This window comes from Bradyrhizobium ivorense (assembly GCF_900696085.1).
Classification (GTDB): domain Bacteria; phylum Pseudomonadota; class Alphaproteobacteria; order Rhizobiales; family Xanthobacteraceae; genus Bradyrhizobium; species Bradyrhizobium ivorense.
In genome coordinates, this window is sequence record NZ_CAADFC020000009.1 from 17,915 (window position 1) to 41,228 (window position 23,314).

Annotated in this window: 17 protein-coding genes, 2 pseudogenes and 1 riboswitch; of the genes and pseudogenes, 5 read left to right on the top strand and 14 right to left on the bottom strand. The window is 59.3% G+C overall.

The window, feature by feature from the left end; all coding sequences use genetic code 11:
* Positions 1-30: 30 nt before the first annotated feature.
* On the bottom strand, positions 31-1,548 hold the full coding sequence (locus CI41S_RS12585; protein WP_139859343.1) for a porin: 1,518 nt from the start codon (positions 1,546-1,548) through the stop codon (positions 31-33).
* Positions 1,549-2,053: 505 nt separating this feature from the next.
* Here CI41S_RS12585 and CI41S_RS12590 point away from each other — a divergent pair.
* Positions 2,054-2,536 carry a MarR family winged helix-turn-helix transcriptional regulator gene (locus CI41S_RS12590; protein ID WP_139859345.1) on the top strand — a complete coding sequence of 161 codons (483 nt, stop codon included), beginning with the start codon at positions 2,054-2,056 and terminating at the stop codon, positions 2,534-2,536.
* A gap of 197 nt (positions 2,537-2,733) precedes the next feature.
* Here the strand turns inward: CI41S_RS12590 and tnpC are convergent, their stop codons facing one another.
* The 11 genes and pseudogenes from tnpC to CI41S_RS44265 form a co-directional block, all read right to left on the bottom strand.
* Positions 2,734-4,386, bottom strand: a complete 1,653-nt coding sequence (gene tnpC / locus CI41S_RS12595) for an IS66 family transposase (protein ID WP_139859347.1) — start codon at positions 4,384-4,386, stop codon at positions 2,734-2,736.
* A gap of 45 nt (positions 4,387-4,431) precedes the next feature.
* Entirely contained in the window at positions 4,432-4,779 is a 348-nt protein-coding gene (tnpB, locus tag CI41S_RS12600; RefSeq protein ID WP_038936775.1) for an IS66 family insertion sequence element accessory protein TnpB, read from the bottom strand.
* Complete coding sequence (tnpA, locus tag CI41S_RS12605; RefSeq protein WP_139859349.1) at positions 4,776-5,177, bottom strand: IS66-like element accessory protein TnpA; 402 nt, start codon at positions 5,175-5,177, stop codon at positions 4,776-4,778. The genes tnpB and tnpA overlap by 4 nt, the downstream gene beginning before the upstream one ends.
* 215 nt (positions 5,178-5,392) lie before the next feature.
* Entirely contained in the window at positions 5,393-5,938 is a 546-nt protein-coding gene (locus tag CI41S_RS12610; RefSeq protein WP_139859351.1) for a tetratricopeptide repeat protein, read from the bottom strand.
* Positions 5,939-5,969: 31 nt separating this feature from the next.
* Positions 5,970-8,087: a type III secretion system export apparatus subunit SctV gene (sctV, locus tag CI41S_RS12615; protein WP_139859353.1), complete on the bottom strand. Its 2,118-nt coding sequence runs from the start codon at positions 8,085-8,087 to the stop codon at positions 5,970-5,972.
* Positions 8,088-8,095: 8 nt separating this feature from the next.
* Positions 8,096-8,521 carry a type III secretion apparatus assembly chaperone SctY gene (sctY, locus tag CI41S_RS12620; protein ID WP_139481149.1) on the bottom strand — a complete coding sequence of 142 codons (426 nt, stop codon included), beginning with the start codon at positions 8,519-8,521 and terminating at the stop codon, positions 8,096-8,098.
* A gap of 2 nt (positions 8,522-8,523) precedes the next feature.
* Positions 8,524-9,060: a hypothetical protein gene (locus CI41S_RS12625; protein ID WP_139859355.1), complete on the bottom strand. Its 537-nt coding sequence runs from the start codon at positions 9,058-9,060 to the stop codon at positions 8,524-8,526.
* A 33-nt stretch (positions 9,061-9,093) separates the two neighbouring features.
* Complete coding sequence (locus tag CI41S_RS12630) at positions 9,094-9,984, bottom strand: SctD/MshK family protein (RefSeq protein ID WP_172628012.1); 891 nt, start codon at positions 9,982-9,984, stop codon at positions 9,094-9,096.
* Positions 9,985-10,100: 116 nt separating this feature from the next.
* Entirely contained in the window at positions 10,101-10,334 is a 234-nt protein-coding gene (locus CI41S_RS12635) for a nodulation protein NopA (protein ID WP_139481146.1), read from the bottom strand.
* Between the two features lie 1,242 nt (positions 10,335-11,576).
* On the bottom strand, positions 11,577-13,265 hold the full coding sequence (locus CI41S_RS12640) for an HrpF/NolX family T3SS translocon protein (protein WP_139859878.1): 1,689 nt from the start codon (positions 13,263-13,265) through the stop codon (positions 11,577-11,579).
* A 1,503-nt stretch (positions 13,266-14,768) separates the two neighbouring features.
* Positions 14,769-15,408: pseudogene (locus CI41S_RS44265) on the bottom strand (nodulation protein NolW).
* 481 nt (positions 15,409-15,889) lie between these two features.
* On the opposite strand from CI41S_RS44265, the gene CI41S_RS12650 reads away from it, so the two are divergent.
* Positions 15,890-16,843 (top strand): class I SAM-dependent methyltransferase, encoded by a 954-nt coding sequence (locus tag CI41S_RS12650; RefSeq protein ID WP_172628039.1) that lies wholly within the window; start codon positions 15,890-15,892, stop codon positions 16,841-16,843.
* Positions 16,844-16,856: 13 nt separating this feature from the next.
* On the opposite strand, the pseudogene CI41S_RS44270 reads toward CI41S_RS12650, so the two are convergent.
* Positions 16,857-17,146 (bottom strand): annotated as a pseudogene (locus CI41S_RS44270) (DDE-type integrase/transposase/recombinase); the annotation flags it as partial.
* Between the two features lie 115 nt (positions 17,147-17,261).
* Positions 17,262-17,477: riboswitch (cobalamin riboswitch) on the top strand.
* Positions 17,478-17,772: 295 nt separating this feature from the next.
* Between CI41S_RS44270 and CI41S_RS12655 the strand changes: the two are divergent.
* Together CI41S_RS12655 and CI41S_RS12660 are read left to right on the top strand one after the other, a co-directional pair.
* Complete coding sequence (locus CI41S_RS12655) at positions 17,773-19,518, top strand: ribonucleoside-diphosphate reductase subunit alpha (protein ID WP_244626493.1); 1,746 nt, start codon at positions 17,773-17,775, stop codon at positions 19,516-19,518.
* The gene (locus CI41S_RS12660; protein WP_172626714.1) at positions 19,509-20,582 is read left to right on the top strand and encodes a ribonucleotide-diphosphate reductase subunit beta; all 1,074 of its coding nucleotides are present in this window, start codon (positions 19,509-19,511) and stop codon (positions 20,580-20,582) included. Before CI41S_RS12655 ends, CI41S_RS12660 begins: the two co-directional genes overlap by 10 nt.
* 1,005 nt (positions 20,583-21,587) lie before the next feature.
* On the opposite strand, the gene CI41S_RS12665 is transcribed toward CI41S_RS12660, so the two are convergent.
* Positions 21,588-22,748, bottom strand: coding sequence for an IS630 family transposase (locus CI41S_RS12665; protein WP_139859883.1), 1,161 nt, complete (start codon positions 22,746-22,748; stop codon positions 21,588-21,590).
* A 43-nt stretch (positions 22,749-22,791) separates the two neighbouring features.
* On the opposite strand from CI41S_RS12665, the gene CI41S_RS12670 reads away from it, so the two are divergent.
* Positions 22,792-23,088: a LexA family protein gene (locus tag CI41S_RS12670; RefSeq protein WP_139481143.1), complete on the top strand. Its 297-nt coding sequence runs from the start codon at positions 22,792-22,794 to the stop codon at positions 23,086-23,088.
* Positions 23,089-23,314 lie beyond the last annotated feature (226 nt).

Genomic DNA, 23,314 nt, shown 5'->3' on the forward strand with positions numbered 1-23,314 from the left:
TTTCTCCTTCTGCTAGTCTTTACAGAGATCTTAGAAGTTTTTCTGAGCACGGAGCAGCAGCACAAGGCTGTTCTGGTCTTTCAGCTCATATGTAGCAGCAGGCTTTGCGATACCCGCTTGCAGCGGGAGGGTCACCGTGCTTCCGCCGGCGTATTTCTGGTCAAGCATCATGTAGGCGAGCTCGGCCGAGAAGGTTAGGTCTTTGACCGGAGTCCAACCCGTTCTCGTACCAACAACCGCGTAATTGAAGTCAGGGTTGCAGCCCGGGGCACCGTTGGAGAGCGCGAGAGTTGTGACGAAGGCTCCGCAGATGTAGCCCTTGGCCGTGTTGTTGTACCGCACAGCAGCCCACGCACCGAAAATGGACGTGTTCCAGTATGGATCCCAGTTGTGGGTATAGCCACCATTAAAGCCATACGTCGTGGTCATCTCTTGACCAGCACCCGTTACGAACACGCTGTCCGAGACACCGGCAAGCCCGAGACTTTGATAAGCGCCAGCCACGTTTGTACCCCCGTACATGGCGAACGAGTAGCCGAGGTAATCGTGGAAGTTGTAGCTGCTTGCACCATTCGTGTACACACCCGTCAAGTTGATGCTGTCACCCGCCCCGGTTGGGAGGTTTTTGATCGACAACGCCAACTGTCCAGCCCAGCCCCATTTGTCGCCCGGATGGCCCGTCACTTCGGACGCGCCATAGTAAGCTGCGTGGTTCTCGTGGGCCGCGAATGAAGCCTGAAAGAGACCCCAAGCCTGGTCAACACGAACCCTCGCAACGAGATCTGGAGCTCGGGAGCCACTGATATCGGTAGCGCCGTAAACGCCAGCGGCAAGACCGGCTGCAGTTGCACCGCTCACATTCCAGACGTTGGTCGTGTAATTTTGAACCTGATCCTGAGCGGAGATGGAAGCCGTGATGCCCTGGCCGAAATCGGCAGTGTACGAGATTTGGTTCACAGGATCCCACCCGGCGCTGCCGGGCAGCTCCATGCTATTCGCCGGATATTCGGCCCAGGGCGTCCTGAACTGGGACTCCGCCTTGCCAAACGTGAACCCCCCGAACTGGATGAATGCGTAGTAGAGACCGAGCGAACCACCAGCGACTTGAGAGGCGGCAGCTGTCGTATAGGACGTGGCGCCATTCACGCCAGTTGTGCCAGCGCCGGCATATGTACCGGTCCTCCAGGTGAACACCAGCTCGGCGAAGGTCCGGACCACGCCGTACTCGGTCGCGGTGCGCGTATCGATTTTCAGATCTTGACGGGATTGAGTCGTATAATAGTTGCTGAGACGGTTCTGCGCGCCACCAAGGCCGCGATTTGCCGCGTCGAAGTCGGAGCTACTTCCAAAGACCGCGTCGATACGCATGTAGCCGCCGAGCTTGATACAAGTGTCGGTGCCAGGGATGTAGTAGAAGCCCGCCCCATAAAGCGAGCAGATTTTCACATACTCGATCGCCTTCGCTTTTACGGGAAGGTCGGCCGCTTGCGCCCCGCCCCCCAGAAGCATTGCCGCAAAACCGAGAACAAGAGTCTTCGTTAGTCTCATTGATGAACCCTCCAAGCTGGAAACGCCGTTTCCGTCTTTCAAAGATCCGCCTCTGATAGCCGCGCCAACGGGCGATGCTTGACGGAACGACTTCGAGGCGCCCCTCGCCGTCAGTCGATCCATAGCTCGCCCATATGATTGCATCAATTAATTAATGACAGCAATTATCACAGGGATCTCCGGTGTTGTTTTTCGACAACAGCCCCTACCGAAAAGGTGCGATACTACTCCCGCAAAGCGGAGTTCAAAGTAAAAGAGCCCCTAGGGGGCATCCCGGGGGCTCTTACTTGGAAGTTTCACATGACCGCTGGTGAGGAAATAGAAGAAACGGCCTGCGACCGACATGGCACATTCAATTGCATTAATCAATTGATTTTTTGCATGACCGGTCTGTCTTCTGGGCTCTTTTGCGTACTTCGTGGGCAGTATAGGTAAGGCCGCTGGGTGGAGCTAATCAGCTGGGCACGCCTTATCAGCGGCGCCAAGACTTAGCGGAAAGAGCAACATGGCCGAGAAAGAACACGTCAACAGAGCCGTCGCCGACTTCATGTGGAACATTGTCGAAATTCACTCTCAGCTTGAGGAGATTCGTAAGAGCTGGGCACAGCTCCTGGGCATAAGCGAACCACAGTGGCTGATCTTGATGGCAATCGACGAACTGGACGAAGGTCGCGGCGTTCCGGGGATTGCCGTCGCAAACAAGCTGCGAATCCATCCCGCCTTCGTTACGAACCAAACAAAGAAGCTTGAGCACTCGGGCTTCCTCACGCGTATAACCTCGCCAGAGGACGCAAGGTTCCTACAAATCTCGCTAACCGAAAAAGCGCGCGCGGAAATCGCGAGTCTTTCAATGAAGAGGGAGGCCCTCAACTCGACGATGTTCAGCGGGCTCGACCGGGAATCGCTTGAGTACCTCAATAAGCGCCTAGCCTCTATTGCGAAGAACAGCCGCTTCGCATCTCAGAAGCTGAGCATAGGTATCATGTAGTGAGAGCGATGCGGGCGCCATTGCCGGCGCAACCGCAACGTTAGTTGCTGCCAGCAACGTCCTGTCGCTAAGTCGCCAGCAGCTCGGGCTATCTTCCAAGTAGCGTCTATTAGATCGGCCGTACACATACGATGAAGACCGCCCGATTGACGCGTGCGCGCGGGCCCGGCGAGCTCTATGATGGCGTTGCGTGAAGGTCAGGCGGCCTGTTGACCGGCGGGCTTGCCGGCTTGGCCCAGGAGCTTCCATTCCCAGGGCAGCAGTTCGTGCAGATGCGATGTGGAAAGATCGGCGATACGGGCGAGGACGTCGGCGAGCCAGGCCTTGGGATCGACCTCGTTGAGGCGACAGGTCGTGATCATCGTCAGCATGATGGCGGCACGGTCGGCGCCACGCTGGCTACCAGCGAAGGTCCAGTTGCGCCTTCCCAAGGCGATGCCTCTCAATGCGCGCTCAGCGCAATTGTTGGTCAAGCAGATCCTGCCATCGTCGAGGAAGCGGCCGAAGTCGTCCCAGCGCCTGAGCATGTAGTTCATAGGCTTCAGGACCTCGGAGGAGCGCGAGAGGGTTTCGCGCTCGCGCAACAACCAGGCGTGCATGTCCTCGAGAAGCGGCTTGCTCTTTTCCTGGCGCACGGCGCGCCGCTCGTCGGCGTCGCGGCCGTTGATGGCGCGCTCGATCTCGAACAGCGCATCGAGGCGCCTGACCGCCTCCAGCGCGATCGGAGAGACCGGTTTGCCCTTGTTGCCTTCCCGGGCAGTTTTCTCGATGTCGGCCAGCTCGAAGAAGCCCCGTCGTGCATGGGCAAAGCAAAACGCCGGGGTGATCGGCAGCACCTTCTTCCGCGGGTCGAACAGCGGCTCGAAGCCGTTGTAGCAATCGGCTTGCAGGATACCGGCGAAGGCGGCCAGATGCTTCTGGGGATGCTCGCCTCGTCGGTCGCTCGAGGCGTAATAGACCGCCGCCGGCGGCGCGGGCCCGGCGAAGGGCCGATCGTCCCGCACATAAGTCCAGATCCGTCCGGTCGTGCACTTGCTCTTCGCCAGGATACGGATGGTGGTGTCATCGCCATGAAGGCGCTCGGCCGCAAGCACATGGCGTTCGATCAAGTGGTAGAGCGGCATGACGGCAAAGGTGCCGTGGCCGACCTGGTCGGCCAGGGTCGACAACGACAGGTCGATCCCCTCGGCCTTGAAGCGCGCACTCTGCCGGTTGAGCGGGATATGCATGCCGAACTTGTCGAACAGGATGGTCGCCAGCAATTGTGGGCCGATGAAGCCGCGCGGCGTGGCATGGAACGGCGCGGGCGGCTGGCTGATCTTCTCGCAATCGCGGCAGGTGAACTTCTCCCGTACCGTCTCGATCAACTTGAAGCGGCGTGGGATCTCCTCCAGCGTCTTGGTCACATCCTCGCCGATCTTCGCCAGCCGCGACCCGCCACAGCAGGCGCAGCTCGTTGGGGCCTCAATGACGACGCGCTCGCGTTCGATGTCATCCGGCCAGGGCTTGCGCACCGGCCGCTTGCGCGTGAAGGAACGGACGTTCTGCGTCTTTGCTGCTGCAGCCTGCGCGGCAAGCTCATCCTCGCTCGCCGTGGTGACGAGTTCCTCGAGCTCCAGTTCCAACTGCTCGAGCAGCCGCGCCGTGCGCTCGGAGCGCGGCCCGTACAGTTCGCGTTTGAGCTTCTCGATCCGCAGCTCAAGATGCGCGATCAGCGCCTCGTTGTCCGACAGCTCCGCCCGCACACTGGCAGCCACCGCCTCAGCATGTAGCCGCGCCTCACGCTCGGCCTGCAGCGCCGCCAGGGCACTGGCAAGGTCCGATGGAAGGTCGTCCGGCTTCGATATCATGAAGCCAGTGAATCAGATCAAGCCGCAGATTCAAACCACAAAACGCTATCCGACCCGCGTTGGACGCTGGGTTTCTTGTGGGTTGCGCCAATCGATCCCGGACAACAGATAGCTCAACTGCGCCGGCGAGATCGTTACCGATTCACCGGCAACCGATGGCCAGATGAACCGGCCTCTCTCGAGCCTTTTGGTAAACAGGCATGCTCCCTGGCCATCGTGCCAGATCACCTTCACAAGATCGCTGCGGCGACCGCGGAAGACGAACAGGTGACCGTTGAGCGGGTCTTTGTGCAGCACCTCCTGTACCTGGAGTGCCAACGACGGAAAGCCTCTGCGCATATCGGTGTAGCCTGTTGCGAGCCACACTCGCGCGCCTGTCGGAACCGGGATCATCGGCGCACCAGGGCGTCGAGAACGCGACGCAGCGCGTCTCCATCAACGTCGCCATCGACCCGGATGCGGTGTCCGCTACCAAGGTCGATCTCGATGATGCCCTGGCCCTTCCGTCGACGCGCCGACGCCGTCGTCGATCGTACTTCGGTCACATCCCGCGCCGGCACAGACGGCCCAATCTCGACCGGCACGAACGGCGCCACGCTCGTCTCACCGTGCTCGCAAAGCTCTTTACGCCACCGGAACAGCTGGCTCACATGAAGGCCGGCCATGCGAGCCACCTCGGAAACAGTGGCTCCTGGCTCGAGTGATGCTGCAACTAGCCGTTCCTTCTCATCTCGCGACCACCGCCGCCGCCGCTCTACCGATGTGATCACCTCTGCCCGCGATATCGTCATAGCGCTTCTCCTAGGACTACCCCTAGGACCTGCAGCGCTCGCCTCCGTCAAACAAGGCGGCCGTCAGCGGAGGCGTACCTCTTAGAGGTTTGGTGGCGGTGTATAGTGCGGCAGCTTAGGGCGAGCCCAGCTATCGGCAAGTTGGCGATTCAGGCATCAAGCTCTGCACGCTATTGTTCGCTGCGCCATCTTGCTCGGGCCAAGGCGCAATCTATCTACGGTTGTGGTCCGGCATCCTCGGTCTCCGTCTTACTTTCTAGCGCAAGCGACAGTTTGAGATTGTTGCGCAACATCGCATTTGAGGGCTCTCTTTCGAGAGCTTTGCGGTATAGCCCTTGCGCCTCATGATGGTGCCCCTTCTGATCGAGGACAACACCCTTGGCATTCAGTGTGCGCAGATCGGCGGGAGCCGCCAAGAGGACATTATCGAGAACCTCAAGCGCTTCATCGGGCGATTTGCGGGCCAGCAGGACCCGCGCAAGAGGGATCGCCGCATCGACGTTGCCCGGTTGTTGCTTCAATGTATCGCGCAGAGTTTGCTCATCAGCATCCCGGCCGAGGCTGTATGGAATTCGTTCGCGCACAGCGGGATCGATCGCCTTGGCGTCAGCTAGGTCTGACAAGGGCGTCTGCCGCGATGAAAGGGCCGACCTGTCCGGATTAGCGCAGCCTGCGAGCAGAACGATAGCGAGCGAGCCCAAGCATAAGACCGAGTGAAAAAAGCGCGCGTGTCGCCAGAGGCTTATCTCATAGGAATTCATAGGCTATCTCACGACGAGCTGCTGTGCTCTGTTAGCTTGCGGCGGGAAACAGCCCGCCACGCTCCGGGGAAGGAGCCCTTTCCTTGGCAGCTGGAAGCTTCACGGATCCAATCGGCTGGACTGTGAAATCCGAGGCGAGATCCTGATAGGACAGAACGGGCAGATCGATCCCGTTGCGGGTGAGAAAGCCGCGTACGAAGCGCCGGATATCCATCGAACCGAGAATGACGGGCTGGCTTTGACTTTGTGCGATTGTCGAATGGATCTGACGAAATTGTAAAAGCAGCTTCTCGCTCTGCCAATCGTCCAAAACGAGATATGGTCCGACAGCGGTTTCGCGCACCGAACCGCGCACTATCTCTTCAGTCTCACGCTCGATGATAAAGGCGGCCACAACACGGTGGGCATTGGCGTAGCGAAAGCAGATCTGCCGCTTCAGCGTGCCACGAACATATTCAGTGAGCAGGACGGCGTTCTGCTCGCGTTCACTCCATTCTGCAAGGGCCTCCAGGAGGAGGCGAGTGTTGCGAATGGGTATCCCCTCATCGAGCAGACGGCGCAGGACCTCTGCGATCCGAGGAATGGTCGCCGTACGAAGCACTTCCTTCACCAGATCGGCGTACTCCTGCTCCATTCGGGCAAGCAGTTGACGAGTCTCTTGAATGCCTACCAAGCGCTGTGCGTAGCGTGTCAATGTGGAATGGAGACGTAAAGCAAGAATTTCGACCGGACGGTGGTGTCCGATCCCGGCGGCTTTGAGCGTAGCTGCATGGCGTTCTTCGATCCATACGCGAGCCGTCTCCGGATCTTGCCGAAATGGGATGCCGCTCAGTTCAATGTTCGCAATATCATCGTTGAGCGCGAGTTGCGTCGGATCGATCACATCCCCTTCAACCGGCACGCTATCGACATCTATCCTGAACTGCGACTTAGACAGGGTCTGGTCAATCTGGGCCGGGATACGCGGAACCGTGATTCCAAGGTCTGCCGATACCGACCTTGAAACGCGCGCGATGCTTTGTTCCAACTCGTCTTTGTCGATTGAATGTGTCAGGTTCGGCGCAAGGAATAACGCAATCGGAAGTGCTTCCGCATGAGCGGCTTGCTTCTGTGCCTGTGCTGGAGCCGGTGCCGAAGCGGCCACATTTGTTCCTGTCTTCGCGGCAGGCTTGTCGCCTTTCGCGCCGACCTTGACATAGCTTGCGGCAGCGAAGAGCACGGCCAAGATGACGAACGGGGGCAAGGGGAAGCCAGGAACGAGTCCCATTAACAACAAGACGCAGGCCGCCAGCCGAAGCGCTTGTGTGCTCGCCGTAAGTTGGCTGACAATATCGGCCCCAAGCTTGAGCTTGGAAGGCCCGTTGACCCGTGTGACGATGGTCGCGGCCGTAATCGACAGCAACAGTGCCGGAATCTGTGAAATGAGCGCATCACCTATCGTCAGCAGCGTATAGTGATGCATCGCGGCATCGAGCGACATACCCTTGGAGAGCAGGCCGATGCTGATTCCGCCCAGCATATTGATGCAGATGACGATCAGCCCGGCGATCGCGTCGCCTTTCACGAATTTCATGGCGCCATCCATTGCACCATGAAGTTGGCTTTCTTGCTCAAGTGCCGCGCGCCGGCGGCGTGCTTCCTGTTGATCGATATGGTTGTTGCGCAGCTCCGCATCTATCGCCATCTGCTTGCCTGGAAGTGCATCGAGCGTGAAGCGCGCTGACACCTCTGCGACGCGCTCGGCGCCTTTGGCAAGGACCATGAACTGCACCATGGTCACGATCAGGAAGATGACGATTCCGACAGCGATATTCCCCGAAATGACGAAGTCGCCAAAGGTGTGGATGATGCTGCCGGCGTCGCCCTCCGCAAGAATCAGGCGCGTTGTTGCGATGGTCAGCGCCAGACGGAAAACCGTCGAAATCAGAATGACGCCCGGCAGCGACGAAAAATCAAGCGGCGTGCTGAGATAGAGGGCAACCATCAGCAGCAATATGGCGAAGCCGAGGTTGAAGCCGATAAGCATGTCAATCACGATGATCGGGATCGGCATGATCATCATACCGATCGCCAGAAGTAGCATCAGTGCGACCATGATATCCGGATGTGCCGGTGCGCGGGCGACGAGATTTCGTAGGTGCCTGGCCATGCAAAGCCTTATTGTTTGACCGGAGCCGAGCTGCCCCGCAAGGAAACATAGCGCTTGAAGGTGGCCTGCGCCTCTGCCATGCGGCCAGCGTGACGCAGAGCATGGCTGCGCAGCAGCAGCAATGGCAGACGCGACGATGGCTGATCATCAAGCATGTCCAGCCTGTCCAATACCGATAGCGCTTCCTCGCCGAGGCGCTCTGAGATGAGAGCATAGGCAAGGATGCGAAGCAGCTCGACGTCTTGAGAATGTTCGTGAACGACGAGCCGCAAGAGAGCCAGACTGTGTGCGCTCTGCCCGCACGCAAGGTGGACGTAGGAAAGCGCGCAGAGAAAATCGCGTTCGGGCCCAGAGATCGGAACTACCAGATCGGTTTTGGAAACATTCGACGACTGGGTAGGTGTGAAGTGCTGCACTTCGTGCGGATCTGGCATTGCTAGCCTTGGATCAAGCTGTTGTGATTCTGCCGGAGCAGGATTAACCGCCGCAGCTCCAGCCGCAGAAGCGCGGCCCCTTCGCCTGCCACCGAGCCCTCTGGCGCGGCTGACAGCGCATCGACCAGACGCTCAAGGAGAAGGCCGTGTTGCTCTGGACGTACAACATGCGAATGACGCAGGCGGGGCGTGACGAAGGAGAGCAGGCTATGCGCGAGATTGGCGCCCTTCAGCCAGGCAAGTTCCGAACTCGTTTCGATCCTACCTGCGTGCTCGGTGGCATCGGTGGGATTGATCCGCGAGATTGGATCGATTGACTTGAGCTCGAGCGCGTTATCGATCGGGCTGGCAGCCAACCGCTCCTGCGTTTCGCGCTGTTGGACAACTGACGTGTGACCCTTGCCGTTTCCATGGACCTTGTCGATGCCGATGCTGCTGGCCCGAGGTGTGGCCGGGTCGATGACAGGTGCATGATGCTCGTTGTTGATTCCCTGAAAGGCGATGCCAGGCTCTACGGACCGCTGCGGCAGCCTAGTCATGAAACGTTCCTTCGTTGGCCGCGGGCTAAAACTCTAATAAGACAAAGCCGCAAGCTGGCCATTGCGTGTCAGCAGCACATGTCCGTCGTCGATCTCCTTTACGGTCCATCCATTACTCAAGAGTGCACCCGCGAAGTACTTTTGACCAGCAATGACCAGATAAGGGTCGTTTCCGCGCCAAACTGCCTGGACGGCAATTGCGGGGGGCGCCTTCTCCTCCTTGATGGCGACCGCGCTGACGAGCGTATAAGCACCATTGCTTTGGACATCGAACCGCTGCTGGACTTCTCGCCATTTGGCGAGCGAGGCAGGCGTAATGGTGCCATCGGCGGTCACAACGCCCGGCCCAGAACCGACTTTGATCCCGAGTAGGCCCGCTGCGTCAACTTCCCCTTGCAGCCGTTGAGCCGCTGCGTCGGTGGCCGGAACATCAGGGGCCGCAAGTGCGATTTTGGGGCCAATGTCCGTGGCGGGGGACGAGGTGCTCAGCGTTGCGGCGCTGTCGAACTGGACAAGTGTCGTTGAAAGGGTGCCAACTGCGGCAGAGCTGATGAGGACCAAGGCGAGGGGGATAATCGGTACATGCCAGCGCCCGGTAGAGCCGGCTTGCTGAGTGCCTTCGATCGAGCAGCGAATGGACATCGCGCCCATATGGATGACGGCAGGAAGAGGGACAACAACGGTCTCATTCGGCGAAATTGGGCCGCGGCCCTCGATCGCGACATCCGCGGCAAGGGCCTCGATCTCGATCGAGCTGACATGCCAGCTGACGCGAAGATGGTGCGGTTCGAGGCCTTGCTCGATGAAGACCAAATCAGCATCGAGGCTGCTGCCGATCAAGCAGGAGCCGCTCCCCGCTTTGCCGGTCAGCCCGGAATAACACCCCGACAACACTTCGAATAGCGGGGAAGCTGGTTCATTCACGATCGTCTCCTGAATGAAGAACGAGACCGTACGGCAAAGCCGTACGGTCTGTTGCGACTTCACAGATCATGCGGCCGGCAAAAGCGGGAGGATATAATTTCGTCCCGCTTCATCCGTTACTGCACCCGCTCGTCGGCCACTTTCTTGACGGTCGAGAGCTCTGTCGAGACGACGCGAAGTTCTACATCCCTTTCAGCAGCCTTCGTGCTGCTGGCAGTCAGGGCGGCGAGCTGCCTATTGAATGCCGCTTCTCCCGCAGCTTCAGCAGCGGCGGAACCTGCAGCTGCAGCACCAGTACCAACTGCACCACCCGCCGTCGAGGTATGAGAAGCACCAACCTTATCAGCCATATTGTTTCTCCTGTTTATTTGAAGATTGCCGCGCCTTGCGGCTCCGATTTTCCTGACGCCGCAACATGCGAGGTCAGGAATCCTCCTCTGTCTCGGCCATGGCATCGTCGAAACGACCCATTGCACTACTTACAAACTGGATAGCGACGGCGCCGAGAGCGACGTTGAACGCTTGCTGCATAGCAGCGGCTTGCGAGTCAGCGTCTGGACCAGACGCGCCGCCATTTACGGGAGCTCCTGCACTAGGCGATTTGCCATGATCATCGTGCTCGCCAGGCGCCCGAGATCCCTTTTTGCCGCCGCCAGTCGCGTGGAGGTCAGAATCAAAGTGCCCAGCGGCGCTAGAGCTGGAAATGCGCATCGGGTTCTCCTACTTCAAGACTTCGTTCGTGCGGAGGGAGCGGTCGCCGTCACGTCGATTATGGAAGCGTTAGCTTTCGACAAGCTGACGAGCCTCAGAAATACAGTGAGCCGATCTCTTTGAGGTTGCCTCTGGACAGGCCGCCTCATATTTCGGCAGTGTGTCGGCTAAAGCTGCAGATCACAGCGTTGGTACAAGACCTCGCCTATATGGCACTTGATCAGGCAAGCCGTTGTTCATCAAAGCGCAGCTTTGATAAGCGGAATGTAAGCGCCGGACGGATAAAATGGGCTTAAGCTTTGACGTGGCCCAATCTCGGGGCCCGCCCGGCCGGGACCCCTCGCAGCTCGTTCGCCAATTTAGTTACCTCGAACCACGCAGCGATTTGTCTCGATCCTGCCCCGGGCAGGCGGCAGGTGAAAGTTGCTCATGCGAGTCAGCGAAGAAAGAGCGATCTTCCATTCCCGCTCGTAGCCATAAAAATGGATCACTTTCGTGGACAGCGATCAGGAGGCGCTGGAGACAAGGACCTTGAGCGTCACGTCCGCTAATGGCTCTCGATCCGACGACGTAAACCGGTCAGGTACGCCACTCCATCCGGTTCCGTCGCGGCGTGAAGGCATCAACAAGCTAACCGTCCGTGATGGGTGGCGCAATTGGCCCGTCGAAATCTTCGCGGTGGCCCACGCGATGTGAGAACGCCCGTCGGGCGCTCGAGTGCAGCCGACAAAGCGCTGGTTTAGCTAGCGACAAACACGCTCGTCGGTGTAAGCATCGAATATGCTTGCGCGACCTGCGCGGCGGGGACGACCCTACCGCGTGGTGGCCTCGCAAGCTAGCCTTTCGTCCAGCTTTATCCTGTGTCGATAGCGCCGCTACGACTAGGCGTAGGCACCTGCAGCTTGCGTGCGCTCGGCTTCAATCCGTGCCTTGAGGTTATTCAGATAGTCCTCCACGTAGGACTGGGCCATCGACACCGGCAGGTTGATTCCGGCCGTCGCCGCTTCTTGAATTGCCTGCTTCACCAAGCCTTCTCGAATCGCTATCTTGACCTCGGGGCCGGCGATGCAGCCCACGGCCTGCGCCGCAAGACTGAGCCCGGCTTCCTCCAGCGCCTTCTTCATGTTGCCGCCGCTGATCGCGGTGTGCAGAAGATTTGCAGCTTGCGCTTCGGCCTCGATCACCATTGAAGCAAGATCGGCCAGTTCGCCCAGCCCTGGAATGAAGCCGAGTACACCAACGGCCGTCGCTGTCCAGTCGAGCACCTTCGAGCCTACCTTAAGCACGTCATTAAGTGCGTGCATGAGGGCGCCACCGTTCTTCTTGGGAGACTTGATGTCGGGCTGGTCTGCCACGCCAATCATCATGTCCGCGGTGGCCTCCTGTTCGGCCGGCGTTTGAGCGGCATGCGTTTTCAATTGCGGAGCGGCGCGGTTCGCACCAGACATGTTGTTGAAGAACTGGTTGAAATCGTTTCTGCTGATGTTTCCGGAATCGACCGTATGGCCGCCGCCGAAGTCGAAAAACTTGTGGTGGGTTTTGTAACCAGTAATCGCGTTGTTCATCAATCCGAACAGCACAGGATCCGAGAGCAGCTGGGAAGCCGCGCTTCGCACCTCAGGGGAAAGGCTCTTGTCGTCCACCATACTCACGAGCTTTTCCCGGGTCAGATCGCCATTTCCAAAGAAAGCGTCCTGGTTCTTGTTGACCGTGTTTAGTGTGCTCAGCTCGGGTCGAGTGAGACTCATCGATGACGAAGCGACCTGCAGGAAGTCCTCTTTGTGGACCTTATCTATCGAGCCGCCGTACAACTGCTTCCATTGATCCGGGTGGTCGAGAAAATATTGAGCCGCCGCGAGGACCTGTGGGGGGCATTTGCCAATGTCGGCGTTGCCGACCACGATGCGCTTGAAATCCGCAAGGCTCAAGTTCTTGGGCAGGTTATCGGAATAGCGGTAGAGTTCGCGCACGGCATCGGTCAGTGTCATGACCGATGGCTCACCGTTCCCGGTACCGTCGGAAGGCATGTAGTTCTGCTCGTAGGTCCGCGCCCGCTGCTCCTGGAACGCGGCAACTTGAGGGTGATGGTCGGAAAAGCCGCTGAGATCGCCCGCTTTGATCCTGCCGCCACAGCGGCCGTCGCCTTGCGAACCGATCGCATAGAAGAGCTCCGGGTCCTGTTGCAGTGCCTCGATCGCCGCCTTTAGATCCGGCGGTGTCGAGGGATCGTTGGCCAAATCTCCCAGAGACTTCCAATCAAGCGGGCATTTGTCCTTATGGCGGTTCAGCACAGAGACAATCTGCAGTTCCGCATTAGTGAGCGTGCCGCCGTTCCAGGTGATCCTTGAGCTTTGTACGGGCGCTTCCGCAATGATTGGGCTGCCGGCAGCACAGGACGGCTGTGGGTCATCCTGATATGCATCCAATGCTGCCCTTATCTCTGGTGGCAGGATATTCCGCGCCTCCTGCGTGAGTTGATCAGTCAGTTGCTTGGTTGATTCTGTGGAGGCCGCCACTTGCGGTGCTGAATGATCGTTGGTCGTATCTTTCGAGGAGAGGCTGGCCAGCATCGCCTGAAAGCTGGAAAAGTCCTGCGCCGAAGAGGGCGGGGCGGGCATTCCGGGGAAAGCCACAGTTGAGTTGGCGGTTGGCGATAGGTCGACTGACATTACACGTCCTCCGATGTAAGTGTGCACCACAAGACGGTCACCGGCGCGGCCCGAGATCGCGACGAACAAGGAGTGTTGATCGGCAGAGTTCAACAGGTCCTACCACTTGCACCTGTTGCTCAGTGCGCCTTCAGCGCTCAGTTTCGCGACTATCCATGGGAACACCGCCGTCTAGATATTCACGCCGTATGGTAAAACGGACAACCTTTCGAGAAGCTGACGGCGCTCAGACGATTTCAAGGTGGTTGATGAAATAGCCTTGCCAGCAAGGGCCTGGACGTATTTCAATGCCGGTGCCAGCTTCGTTTGGTTGCGTTCGCCTGGCCTGGTGCCATGTCAGCGAGTTACAGCTTTACGTCTGCCTATCAGGAGCATTCGTTGATTTGGTCCAACAGTCTCGCTAGAGCTCCGGAACATCTTAAGGTGGGCGCTGATTTCGCAGTAGCCACCCCGCGCCTGCGCCAAAAAAGTGCTGGCGCCTTCTGAGCTGCGCATCCAGCATGGTCGGCTCAGATACCGGTCGTCGACTAACTCCTCGAAAAACTCCATCGTCAAACGCGTTGAGCGGACCCAGGTTGCACTGACAAACATCAAAGCTCAGACGCCCCGGCCTTTGTCCTTTATTCGTCCTTGGCCGCCGCGCTCTTCGACCCCGCATCGAATCCACGTCGCGGGCTCAGTACGAGATAACAGTTGGATCACGCGGTTACGAAGGGCGGAGCACTGGCCCCAAGAGCAGGTTTAGCGACTTGTGAGACGAATAAGTCTTCTCCTCGCCATTCGGCCGTGTGCGGCACACCCGCGATGGCGAAAGTTGTTGTCCGGAGGGTGCCTGCCTGACATCACATTGCAGGTTCTCAGCATGTCGATCTAAGAAATGTGGCGGCTTGGCGAGTGAAGACCTGTGGTCCTTGGCGGCACGTCCGGGAACTCGACCGCTCGCCGCCATCCAATGATAGCTCGGCGCGTGACGGCGCCGCTCCCAGCTTCGGCCAAATCAGATGCTAGTTAGTTAGATTCGTTCGCTTCATGCGGTCCCGTCAGTTCCTGCTCAAAGCTCCTTGGATTGGCCGCGCATGTCTGCTTATTGGCGGTTGAGGTCCGTTTACTTCTGACAGCGGAACGTCTCTCATCCTTACTCGTCGAATTTCATCCTTATGACGTATCTTTTAGAGCAGTTCAAAGGTTCGCATCAGAAAGAAATCCGCAAGCCGCGATGTAGGATACCGCTACCTCCCTCCTAGCTCGGACAGCTGTTGCTCGAAGCCTGTGGCGTCGTTGCGATACTGGCTTCGCCGTCTCAATACCGGCCCGCTCATGCCGGGCAGCACCAGCTTTCGAGAACCTGACGAAGAGTATGCACGACGCACTGAATTTCTTCGCAAGCGACTTTTTGTGATCGAGTCATTGTTGACCAGAACTGGTCGCATGGACAGGGCTGTCTTGATGCGGTGCCTGCGGCGAAGCAGGGGCATCCGGTCGGCCGTCGCGAATGACCGTGCCTGAGGATCCCCCAAACAGCATCAGAGCGGACGCGTGTCGCCACTTGTCGACACCGGCCGTACTCTGCCGTGCCTGTGTCTCCGCCAGCAGCCCTTCCAGCGTTTGCACCACAAGTGTGATAAACTGCGGGGGGACCATAAAGCGAAGACCAGACCTTCTCCCGGTGTAGCTCTCACGATTTAACGCTCATCTGAGATGCTGAGTGCATCGAGTGCCGCTTGAATGCATCAAAGCTGATCGGATTCAAGATCAGCAGTCGGCTTTGCGCCTCGTGCGCGTCGGATATGTAAAGCACCCGCCCATCGAAGTACCATTGAAGATTATAGAGATTGATCAAGCGGTCGAGAAACTCTCGCGGTGGGAGTTCCGGTAGCCGCCCGCGAATCCGCCCCTTCACCTCAGTACTTACATTGACCCGGATATTCCGATTGTGACCGAACTCCTGCAGTGCGGTCGCGAGGTCCTGATCCAGAACCGTGTAACTGTAAGGCGTCGATGGCAGCGTCAGCGGCGCGCCGAGCGTGCTGACGACGTCAGTCAGGTGAAAACAGTAACACTTAGCACCTTCTTCAAGACGACAGCCTCCGAGATCGGATGAGTATACCTGCTATTTTTCACGATAGGATCGACACCAAAATTCGTCCCAAATTTGGAGGCCGATGCGTCTTTCCTAAATGGAAGCCCGCCGCGATCATCAGGTAACGAACGCTCGTCAGCTTTCGGTCAGCTCGCTTCTCTAAGGTGCTGGCCCATTCGCGCTCACGAATGCTGCCAATCTTATCACGCGACAGAAACGGTTCTTCTCATGTTGCCTGCCGTTGCCTCGACCGCTCTCAACTCGGCCGAATGTATCTCCAGCGGCTGTTCATCGGTGTGGGACCAGTTTCATGATAGTCTTACGCAGGCGGATGCTCTTGTCCGCTTGCCGCTTCTGCTGTCGCATCGGCGGGTGTAAGACCGACCTGTATACCAATGTGCGGGCGAGTACGAAGGCACCTGCCGTCGACTCGCTTACAAATGAGATGGGAGAAATTGCGTTGCGGATAGATTTTTCGCATATTAATCGGTCTAAAGCTATATTCTATGATATTTATGCTTCTGATGATCCGAGGGCATATTTCTCGATCCTCGGAGACCTGGATTATATGATCCCGGACGTGGCTGAGCCGGTTGTGCGCCAAATCCTGGCAGCGAAAGCTTCGGCAACCGGCCTTAAGCCCGTCGTGCTCGATGTTGGATGTTCATACGGCATCAACGCAGCGGTGCATCGCTTTCCGCTGACCTTCGGGGGCTTGCGTCACCGCTACGCCCGTCGTGAGATGAGAGCGATCAGTTCTGAGACACTGGTGAGTCTCGATCGCAGTTTTTATGCAGCCTGGCCTGATGTCGGGTTGGCGCGCTTTATCGGCCTCGATGTGTCGGCACGGGCGATCAGCTATGCAAAGAGTGTTGGCCTCTTGGAGCAGGGCATCGTGGCTGACCTTGAAAAGGAGGCGCTATCGACGGACAGCGCGCGCATTCTCCGCTCCGTGGATGTTATCTTGTCAACCGGATGCATCGGCTATGTTACCGAGAAGACGTTCAGCGAGATTCTCGATGCGACAGAGAAGCAACCATGGATCATCTCCTTCGTGCTACGAATGTTCCCATTTGAATCGTTGGCCGAGGCGTTTGCAAAGCGTGGTCTTGTGACAGAACGTCTTACCGGCGCGACGTTTATCCAGCGTCGCTTTCGCGATGCTGAAGAGTTTGAAAGTTGTTTGGCCAGCTTGGCGGCCCTTGGCGTGGATGCGACCGGCCTCGAATCAGAAGGGTTGTTTCATGCCGATCTGATCTTGTCTCGCCCAGAGGCGGATGCGCGGGCCACGCCTCTGGAAGACGTTGTCACCGTCGCCAGCGGCAGGGGACGGCCGATTGGACCCCGTTACGTTCATGTTGAAAGCAACGAGGGCTTGCAGGTCGCGCTGGAGCCCTGACAGTTAAGGACCACTGTGCAGCGCGCGAGTCTCTTCGGCGCTGGATCAAGAAGTCGAAAAACAAGGCCATTCTGGTCGAAGGCGCGCCAGAGCCGATGTTGTTCGCCGACGATGGATAACGACTTCGTCCAGATGCCATTTGTCGCGGCGAGCGGGAGCGCTGCGATTCAGATCGGAGAGCGGCCTTGCCGAATTCCCTCTCCACTGACGCGCGGTTTCATAGATCCATCAATGCGACACGTGGGCCAGAATTTCCTCGACTATGCGCAAGCTTAACGGAAACCGGAAAGGCAGCCCAACGGATCTCCAATCATCTGCAGCGGAAGTGACAGCGGCGGTAGAGTGGTCCGGGCGGTCGGTATGTTTTTGCCTTCTAAATCTTGACCTTCTCCAGTTGACGAATCCCGACGGGTAGTGCCTATCTCTAGTTAGTCACGGTCTTCCGTTCCCCACACCTTGTAGGTCGGAAGCTAAGAGGGAACCCGGTGCGCCGAAACGGCTACTCCGGGGCTGCCCCCGCAACTGTAAGCGGCGAGCGGTTGTCATCATGGTCACTGGCGCGACACAGCGCCGGGAAGGCCGACGGCCGCAGTGACCCGTGAGCCAGGAGACCTGCCGCGACTGAACGAAAGTCCTCGGGCGGGGTGCCCCGGTGGTCGCTTGCAGCCGGGACATTTGCCCGGATTCCTCGCAAGTCGTCCGCCCGGCCCGCGCCTAACATCGCGGGGTCGCCGATGTCGCCGTCTTACAATTTCGATCAGCATGGTCATCTCATTGAGCCGTCGGACGTGCGGCCGCGCCCAGCTCAGGCAAGGCCTACCCCGCCTGAGTTGGGTCTTGTGTTGCCATCGCCGGCTCCGCTGCCGCGTCCCCTTGCGCCATCCCCAAGGCCGGCCGATCTCAAGCTCGATCGGAAGCGCGACGACCTGTTGACGCCGTTCGGTAAGCTGACGGCGACCGACCGATATCTGCTCGCCGGCGAAATGCTCCAGGACATGTTCGCGCGGGTGTCTTGCGCCTTCGCGGATGACGTTGCGCATGCCCAACGTCTCTATGATGCGATGTCTCGGCTGTGGTTCATGCCGGCCACACCGGTGCTGTCCAACGGCGGCACCACGCGTGGTCTGCCGATCTCCTGCTTCCTTAACTCGGTGTCGGACTCGCTCGAAGGCATCGTCGGTACCTGGAACGAGAATGTCTGGCTTGCCTCTAACGGCGGCGGCATCGGCACCTACTGGGGCAATGTTCGCTCGATTGGCGAGAAGGTGAAGGGCGGCGTTACCTCAGGTATCATCCCGTTCATCCACGTCATGGACGGCCTGACATTGGCGATCAGCCAGGGCTCGTTGCGGCGCGGTTCGGCGGCGGTCTATCTCGATATCCACCATCCCGAGATCGAGGAGTTCCTCGAGATCCGCAAGGCGTCCGGCGACTTCAACCGCAAGAGTCTCAACCTGCACCATGGAATCAACGTTACCGACGCGTTCATGCGTGCCGTGGGTGCTGGCACCGCGTTCGCTCTGCGCAGCCCGAAGACCAACGAGGTCATCCGCGAGATCGACGCCCGCCAGCTGTGGCAACGCATCCTGGAGAACCGGCTGCAGACCGGCGAGCCTTATCTGCTGTTTATTGACACCGTGAACCGGTCGCTCCCCAAGCACCAGCGCGAGCTCGGCCTCAAGGTCTCTACCTCCAACCTGTGCAGCGAAATTACCCTGCCGACCGGCATCGATCATCGCGACGAGGAGCGCACCGCGGTGTGCTGCCTGTCGTCGCTCAACCTCGAGACCTGGGACCAGTGGAATGAGAAGCCAGGCTTCATCGAGGACGTCATGCGCTTCCTCGACAACGTGCTGACCCACTTCATCATGGTGGCGCCGGACGGCATGAAGCGTGCCCGCTACGCCGCCTTGCGTGAGCGCTCCGTCGGCCTCGGCGTCATGGGCTTCCATTCATTCCTGCAGGCCAAGGGCATTCCGATGGAAAGTGTCGTGGCCAAGTCGTTCAATTTGAACATGTTCCGGAAAATCCGTCGCGATGCCGATGCGGCATCCGTGACGCTCGCGCGCGAGCGTGGGCCGTGCCCGGATGCAATGGAACGCGGCGTCATGGCGCGCTTCAGCCATAAGATCGCGATCGCGCCAACCGCCTCGATCAGCATCATCTGCGGCGGCACCAGCGCTTGCGTCGAGCCGATCCCGGCCAACATCTACACCCACAAGACCTTGTCCGGCGCCATCTCGGTGCGTAATCCGCATCTCGCCAAGCTGCTGGCCGCCAAGAGCGCCGATACTTCGGCGACCTGGCAGTCGATCATCGCGCACGAGGGTTCGGTCGCCCATCTCGACATCCTATCGGAGCACGAGAAAGCGGTCTTTCGCACCGCCTTCGAAATCGACCAGCGATGGATCGTCGAGCTTGCCGCCGACCGCGCCGCGTTCATTTGCCAGAGCCAGTCGATTAACCTCTATCTGCCGGCTGACGTGGATAAGTGGGACCTTCACATGCTGCATTGGACGGCATGGAAGCGCGGGGTGAAGAGCCTCTACTACTGCCGTTCAAAATCGATCTCGCGCGCGGCGTTCGCCGGCAACATCGCTGACGGCGACAAGGCGGCGCCGCCGCAGCCGCCGCAGCAGCGCACTGACTATGAGGAGTGCCTCGCATGTCAGTGATCGATCTCTCATCCGTCGATCCACGCACGCTGATCGGCAAACAGCGCGTCGGCCTCCTCGACTCGACCGGCAGCTATGACGTCGATCGCTACGCCTGGGCTTACGAGTTCTGGAAGCGCCAGCAGCAGACCCATTGGATGGGCGAGGAGGTGCCGCTCGGCGCAGATCTCAAGGACTGGGCGTCGGACCGCGTCACCGACAGCGAGCGCGCGCTGCTCACCCAGATCTTCCGTTTCTTCACTCAGTCGGACATCGAAGTCGGCGACAATTATCTAAAGCGCTACATCCCGATCTTCCAGCCGCTCACCGTCCAGATGATGATGGCGGCCTTCACCAATATGGAGACGGTCCACATCGACGCCTATGCGCTGCTGCTCAAAACGCTCGGCATGCCCAAGACCGAGTTCGAGGCATTTCGCGGCTATGGCGAGATGCGTGCCAAGGCGGACTACATGCACGAGTTCGGTGTCGACACAGTAGCCGATGTCGCCCGGACCTTGGCGATGTTCGGGGCCTTCACCGAAGGCATGGCGTTGTTCGCGAGCTTCGCGATGCTGCTCAATTTCCCCCGCCACAACAAGATGAACGGCATGGGACAGATCGTCAGCTGGTCAGTGCGCGACGAGAGTCTGCATTGTGAGGGCATCATCAAGCTGTTTCACGAATGGAACTGCGAAACCGGCGCAGTGACGCGCTCCGTCCGTGACGATATCGTCGACGTCGCCAAGACCATGGTGAAGCTGGAGGAGAACTTCGTCGATCTTGCCTTCGGCCTCGGCAAGATCGAGGGCATGAGACCTGAGCAGATCCACGCCTACGTCCGCTATGTCGCCGACTGGCGACTGACCCAGCTGCGGATTGCCCCGGTCTTCGGCTTCTTCGAAGCCAAGGAGGGCGGGTTCGCCCAGCTCAAGGCGCATCCGCTGCCTTGGCTCGTCGAGATTCTCAATGGCGTCGAGCACGCCAATTTCTTCGAGCAGCGCGCCACGGAGTACTCCAAGGCGGCGAGCCGCGGCAGCTGGGACGGCGAAGACGGGGTGTGGGCAGCTTTCGGCCGGATGTAGCCAGACGGAGCAGCGCTTTGGAGCGCCCGCCCGCGCATTTTCGGACGTTGCGAAAGTCGGCTCTGCCGCGCCTTGGCGGGGCCGCAGCGGACGTCAAGTGGCATGATCTATGCCGCTCGAAATCATGGTCGCGGCCTTCGGGACAGACCTGCCAAAGTGGAGGTGTTGAGCACAGCTAAGGGTCCGCCAGTATCGGAGTTTATCAAAAACGCTCCGGGCGGGATGAGCAAAGGCAGCGCGGTATCGGGCAACCGATCGAAGAAAACTGCGCCCGTAGATGCGCCGATGCGCAAATGACCTCAATCCCGGTTTCACGAGGCGCGCGAGGTAATCGATGTCCACACGGTTTGCGTCAAGGCCGCCTGCAATGCGGCTTGAGAAGAATTGGTCACACGCTCGCCGTCCTTTTGGGAAGGGCGGACGGTAACCTGACTTGAATGCCGCGGGACGGCGGCTGTGTACGTGACAATCGTGCGTGATGGTCAAGGTGGCCGACTCCGTGACGTCGGTCCATGCAAAGTGCAAGGAGGAGAAGGCAAAAGTGAGAAGAGGGCGCACTGGTGATCGTTTGTCTCGCGCCGTGCGGCTATCTTGACGTGACCAGGTCTCTGCACTGATCGATTGGGCCTTAAAGAGGGAGCTTGGCAATTTTCCGCCGGCCTGGGGCGGTCACCAACTGCTGTTGCCGTCCGCAATTTCAATCTATCGGCGCCAGGGACATGGCCCTGCCGAGGCGCGGGCCATGGTCGCTAACGGGGAGGCGGATCTTCCCCAGAGTCCGCAGGTCGATCTTCAGCCAGCTCTTCGGGCCAAAGGGTTGGGTCCAGCGACGGTGTGAGACGAATGAAGCCCTCTTCTCTGCGTCCGGCTGTGTGAGGCACCCCGAGAAGAGTGAAAACCTTTGTGGGGTGGTCCTTGCTCGGCCTCACTCCGCTGCGCTCCAGCATATCGATCTGATTGCCTGTGGCTGTTTGGCCAACGAAAATCCAGTAATCCTTGGCTAGTCTAGTACCTCGACACAGAGGTTTTGACTCGTTGAAATTGGCCTGATTTGGCTGATGGCTTTGGATAGGCGCGCGCCATTTTGGCGCGCGCCTTTTCGCTTGTGAACATCCATTTGACGCGGGCGCGTTCGGCATTGCGCCGTTTCTCCCAGGCGGCAGTGTCGACGACGAGGCGGGCGAAACTGTCGATGCGTCGATCGAGGCATTGGCGGGCGAGGACGCCGATCTCGATCTCGACCATGTTCAGCCAGCTGGCGTGCTTTGGGACGTAGTGGAACTCCAATCGGCGCAAGACCCGCCGGGCTTCGTCGGCCGGAAAGGCCTGGTAGAGCGCCGCGGCCGAATGGGTTGAGAGATCGTCGAGCACGAGGCGGATGCGCTCGGCTCGGGGATAATGGATGTCGACGAGGTCGCGCATGCAGGCCGCAAAGTCTTCCGCGGTCCGTCGCTCGGTCACCTTCACCTTGCGCCAGGAGCGATACGCGTTGAGGAAGACGAACAGGTTTGCGGTGCTATTGCGCCGATACTCGCAATCGTAGCGCTCGATCTGTCCCGGCGTGGCCGGGATCGGCTGGCGCACCTCGCCGATGAGCTGGATCGGGCTCTCGTCGAAGCAGACCACCGGCCGCTTCGGATCAGGCGCCTCAGCATAGAGATCGAGCACGTCCTCCATGCGGGCGACGTAGTCCGCGTCGATCCGGGGGATGCACCATATGTCCTTGCGCCACGGCTTGAGATCGTTCTCGGCCAAGCGTCGGCGCACCGTCTCGCGCGACAGGCACTCGTGGAGCGTCAGCTTGACGATCGCATCGGCCAACAGGTCCAAGGTCCAACGGGCGCGGCCTGCGGGAGGGCTTGAGCAGGCGGTGGCCACCAGAAGCGCTTCTTCCTTGCCACTGAGCTTACGCTTCGCCCCAGGTCGCGGCTCCTCGCTGAGAGCCGCCTCCAAATTGCCAAGAACAAAACGTCGTTTGGTGCGATAGACGGTGGACCCGCCGATGCCGACGGTTCGGGCAATCTCCTCGTCGCTCGCCCCGGCATCAGTGGCCAGCAAGATCTGCGCCCGCTTGAGCTTGCGGGCCGCGTGCTTGCCTCCGCTCAAGAGCGCTGTGAGTTCGGCGCGCTCGGTTTGGCTGAGTTCGACCCGATAGCGTACATTCATCCGTGCCTCCTCCTGTCGAGGCACGGACGAACAGCTGAATCGGATGGCCAAGGTGAGTCATTCTGCAAAAGCCTTCACGCCCAAGCAGGGCCAGTATCTGGCCTTCATCGATGCCTACACGCGCGTGCATCGCCGACCACCGGCCGAATGGGAAATGCAACGGCACTTCGGCGTCACCCCGCCTTCCGTCCACCAGATGGTGTTGACCCTCGAACGCGCGGGCCTCATCAGGCGCCAGCCCGGTTCGCCGCGCAGCATCGAAGTGCTGGTCCCTCCTGACCAGCTACCCGTCTTGGAAATCCCAAACCAATCAGTCAAAACCTCTGTGTCGAGGTACTAGACGTCCGTCCAGCATACGGAACTCGGAAAGTTCCGATGGTGGGCATCGGAAGGACCTGGCTGAGACGGTCCGGCTTGCAATGGTCGAGCGTGGGAGGGGCCGGCGTGCCACGGCCGAGCGTGCGAAGGGCCGAGCCCGGCATCCACATCCTGCCATATGAGATCCTGATCGATGCCAGGATGAGCCTCGATCGCCTGAGCGATCGTCTGCTGGGAGAGATACTGGG

Excerpts from the sequence above, each read along its gene's own strand:
- CI41S_RS12585 (WP_139859343.1), bottom strand. The coding sequence starts at position 1,548 with ATGAGACTAACGAAGACTCTTGTTCTCGGTTTTGCGGCAATGCTTCTG.
- CI41S_RS12590 (WP_139859345.1), top strand. The coding sequence starts at position 2,054 with ATGGCCGAGAAAGAACACGTCAACAGAGCCGTCGCCGACTTCATGTGG.
- tnpC (WP_139859347.1), bottom strand. The coding sequence starts at position 4,386 with ATGATATCGAAGCCGGACGACCTTCCATCGGACCTTGCCAGTGCCCTG.
- tnpB (WP_038936775.1), bottom strand. The coding sequence starts at position 4,779 with ATGATCCCGGTTCCGACAGGCGCGCGAGTGTGGCTCGCAACAGGCTAC.
- tnpA (WP_139859349.1), bottom strand. The coding sequence starts at position 5,177 with ATGACGATATCGCGGGCAGAGGTGATCACATCGGTAGAGCGGCGGCGG.
- CI41S_RS12610 (WP_139859351.1), bottom strand. The coding sequence starts at position 5,938 with ATGAATTCCTATGAGATAAGCCTCTGGCGACACGCGCGCTTTTTTCAC.
- sctV (WP_139859353.1), bottom strand. The coding sequence starts at position 8,087 with ATGGCCAGGCACCTACGAAATCTCGTCGCCCGCGCACCGGCACATCCG.
- sctY (WP_139481149.1), bottom strand. The coding sequence starts at position 8,521 with ATGCCAGATCCGCACGAAGTGCAGCACTTCACACCTACCCAGTCGTCG.
- CI41S_RS12625 (WP_139859355.1), bottom strand. The coding sequence starts at position 9,060 with ATGACTAGGCTGCCGCAGCGGTCCGTAGAGCCTGGCATCGCCTTTCAG.
- CI41S_RS12635 (WP_139481146.1), bottom strand. The coding sequence starts at position 10,334 with ATGGCTGATAAGGTTGGTGCTTCTCATACCTCGACGGCGGGTGGTGCA.
- CI41S_RS12640 (WP_139859878.1), bottom strand. The coding sequence starts at position 13,265 with ATGCTGGCCAGCCTCTCCTCGAAAGATACGACCAACGATCATTCAGCA.
- CI41S_RS12650 (WP_172628039.1), top strand. The coding sequence starts at position 15,890 with ATGGGAGAAATTGCGTTGCGGATAGATTTTTCGCATATTAATCGGTCT.
- CI41S_RS12660 (WP_172626714.1), top strand. The coding sequence starts at position 19,509 with ATGTCAGTGATCGATCTCTCATCCGTCGATCCACGCACGCTGATCGGC.
- CI41S_RS12665 (WP_139859883.1), bottom strand. The coding sequence starts at position 22,748 with ATGAATGTACGCTATCGGGTCGAACTCAGCCAAACCGAGCGCGCCGAA.
- CI41S_RS12670 (WP_139481143.1), top strand. The coding sequence starts at position 22,792 with ATGGCCAAGGTGAGTCATTCTGCAAAAGCCTTCACGCCCAAGCAGGGC.